We start from the raw sequence: 3,099 nt of genomic DNA, 5'->3' as shown, positions 1-3,099 counted from the left end.
CGGTGCCTTCGGCCGCCCGGGCGGCGCCCCCAAGCGGGGCCGTAAGTCGAAGCGGGCCAAACGCGCCGAATACGAGAGCATGCAGGCGCCGGTCGTCGGCGGTGTGCGGCTGCCGCACGGCAACGGCGAGACCATCCGGCTGGCCCGCGGCGCGTCGCTGTCGGACTTCGCCGAGAAGATCGACGCCAACCCGGCTTCGCTGGTGCAGGCGCTGTTCAACCTCGGCGAGATGGTCACCGCCACCCAGTCGGTGGGCGACGAGACCCTGGAGCTGCTCGGCAGCGAGATGAACTACGTCGTGCAGGTAGTCTCCCCGGAGGACGAGGACCGCGAGCTGCTGGAGTCTTTCGACCTGTCCTACGGCGAAGACGAGGGCGGCGAGGAGGACCTGCAGTCGCGTCCGCCGGTGGTCACCGTGATGGGTCACGTCGACCACGGCAAGACCCGGCTGCTGGACACCATCCGCCAGGCCAATGTCCGGGAAGCGGAGGCCGGCGGCATCACCCAGCACATCGGCGCCTACCAGGTGTCGGTGGACCTGGACGGCAACGAACGGCTGATCACCTTCATCGACACCCCGGGTCACGAGGCGTTCACGGCGATGCGGGCCCGCGGGGCGAAGGCCACCGACATCGCCATCCTGGTGGTCGCCGCCGACGACGGCGTGATGCCGCAGACGGTGGAGGCGATCAACCACGCCCAGGCGGCCGACGTGCCGATCGTGGTGGCGGTCAACAAGATCGACAAGGAAGGTGCCGATCCGGCCAAGATTCGCGGGCAGCTCACCGAGTACGGCCTGGTGCCGGAGGAATTCGGCGGCGAGACCATGTTCGTCGACATCTCGGCCAAGCAGGGCACCAACATCAAGGCGTTGGAGGAGGCGGTGCTGCTGACCGCCGACGCCGCCCTGGATCTGCGGGCCAACCCGGACATGGAGGCCCAGGGGGTGGCGATCGAGGCGCACCTGGACCGGGGCCGCGGTCCGGTCGCCACCGTGCTGGTGCAGCGCGGCACGCTGAACGTCGGCGACTCGATCGTCGCCGGCGACGCCTACGGCCGGGTTCGCCGGATGCTGGACGAACACGGCGACGACGTCGAATCGGCGCTGCCGTCTCGGCCGGTGCAGGTCATCGGCTTCACGGCGGTGCCCGGCGCCGGTGACAACCTGCTGGTCGTCGACGAGGACCGGATCGCCCGGCAGATCGCCGACAAACGCAGCGCGCGCAAGCGCAACGCGATGGCGGCCCGGTCGCGCAAGCGGATCTCGCTGGAGGATCTGGACTCGGCGCTGAAGGAGACCAGCCAGCTCAACCTGATCCTCAAGGGCGACAACGCCGGTACCGTCGAGGCGCTGGAAGAGGCGCTGATGGGCATCCAGGTCGACGACGAGGTCGCGCTGCGGGTGATCGACCGCGGTGTCGGTGGCATCACCGAGACCAACGTCAACCTGGCGTCGGCGTCGGACGCGATCATCATCGGCTTCAACGTGCGCGCCGAGGGCAAGGCCACCGAGCTGGCCAACCGGGACGGGGTGGAGATCCGCTACTACTCGGTGATCTACCAGGCGATCGACGAGATCGAGAAGGCCCTCAAAGGCATGCTCAAGCCGATCTACGAGGAGAAGGAGCTGGGCCGCGCCGAGATCCGGGCACTGTTCCGCTCCTCGAAGGTGGGCAACATCGCCGGCTGTCTGGTCACCTCCGGGGTGGTGCGGCGCAACGCCAAGGTGCGGCTGCTGCGGGATTCGGTGGTGGTGGCCGACAACCTCACGGTCTCCTCGCTGCGCCGGGAGAAGGACGATGTCACCGAGGTCCGGGACGGCTACGAATGCGGTCTGACGCTGACCTACGGTGACATCAAGGAAGGCGACGTCATCGAGGCCTACGAGCTGGTCGAGAAACAACGGGACTGAGGGCGGACACCATGGCTGACCCGGCCCGGGCGCGCCGGCTGGCCAAGCGGATCGGCAGTATCGTCGCGTCGGCGATCGAGTACGAGATCAAGGATCCGCGGCTGGCTGGGGTGACCGTCACCGACACCCGCGTCACCGCGGACCTGCACGACGCCACCGTCTACTACACGGTGCTCGGCCGCACCCTGGACGACGACCCGGACTACGCCGGGGCGGCCGCGGCGCTGGATCGGGCCACCGGCCTGCTGCGGTCCAAGGTCGGCGCCGGCACCGGGGTGCGGTTCACCCCGACGCTGGCCTTCGTCCGGGACACCGTTCCGGAGACCGCGCACCGGATGGACGAGCTGCTGGCCGCCGCCCAGGCTGCCGACGCCGACCTGGCCCGGCTGCGTGAGGGCGCCCGCCCGGTCGGGGAGGCCAACCCGTACCGGGACAGCGACCCCGACGACTAGGTGCCTGGGTCGGTAGCAGGTTCGGCGGGTAGCCGGTGCGGCTGGATTGCTGGCGTTGAGATTGCGGCCAGGGCTGTTGTTGCTGCCGAGGTGCAGCCCCGGATGCAATCTCAATGATGGCGCACTCGACGGGTAGGTGCCGGCGGAGTCCTCCGCCGATCAGGTGGTCGCCAGGCCGGCCAGCCCGCTGACTCCGATGTGGCCGTGGAGTTTGCGTAGGTTGTGGCAGGCGGCAAGCAGGTCGCACTCGCTACGTGCCTGCTCCAGGCCGCGCAGTAGTAGTTGTTTGGCGTTCTGCAGGGTGGTCATCTGCCCGAAGACGGGTTCGACGATGGCCTTACGGCGGGCGTAGACGGTGCGGCCGGTCTTGGTGGTGAGCTTGCGTGCCATGCGCTGCTTGTTGGTGGCCGTGGCCGGGATTCGGCCACCCGGGGCTACCGGCGGTGGATCACCGCGGCGGGCTCGTCCGGTGGCGACGAAGAACTCGGTGTCGCACGCGGCGGTGAACTCGGTGGCACGGTCAAGATTGTCGGCCGAGCAGTACCCGGCATCCAGGTACTCAAACCGCCCTGTCCCCGAAACGACGAAACCCTCTCCGACCAGTTAGTGCAGCACAGAGAGGGTTTCCGACTGTCGGGGTGACAGGATTTGAACCTGCGACCTCTTCGTCCCGAACGAAGCACGCTACCAAGCTGCGCCACACCCCGCGTGAAGCCACGACAGCGTATCGCACCG

Annotated in this window: 3 protein-coding genes and 1 tRNA gene; 2 read left to right on the top strand and 2 right to left on the bottom strand. The window is 68.6% G+C overall.

Annotated elements, in window-relative coordinates; all coding sequences use genetic code 11:
• Positions 1-1,912: translation initiation factor IF-2 (gene infB, locus AC2VNT_RS06370; protein WP_486946048.1), on the top strand; the 1,912-nt coding region annotated here is incomplete at its 5' end.
• Between the two features lie 11 nt (positions 1,913-1,923).
• Positions 1,924-2,364, top strand: coding sequence for a 30S ribosome-binding factor RbfA (gene rbfA, locus AC2VNT_RS06365; protein ID WP_486946047.1), 441 nt, complete (start codon positions 1,924-1,926; stop codon positions 2,362-2,364).
• Between the two features lie 159 nt (positions 2,365-2,523).
• Here the strand turns inward: rbfA and AC2VNT_RS06360 are convergent, their stop codons facing one another.
• Positions 2,524-2,784 (bottom strand): transposase, encoded by a 261-nt coding sequence (locus AC2VNT_RS06360; protein WP_486946049.1) that lies wholly within the window; start codon positions 2,782-2,784, stop codon positions 2,524-2,526.
• A 213-nt stretch (positions 2,785-2,997) separates the two neighbouring features.
• Positions 2,998-3,071 (bottom strand) — tRNA-Pro (locus tag AC2VNT_RS06355).
• Positions 3,072-3,099: the final 28 nt, after the last annotated feature.

Source organism: Mycobacterium sp. TH-M15, assembly GCF_057473705.1.
This window is presented reverse-complemented; position numbering and strand designations above follow the sequence as displayed.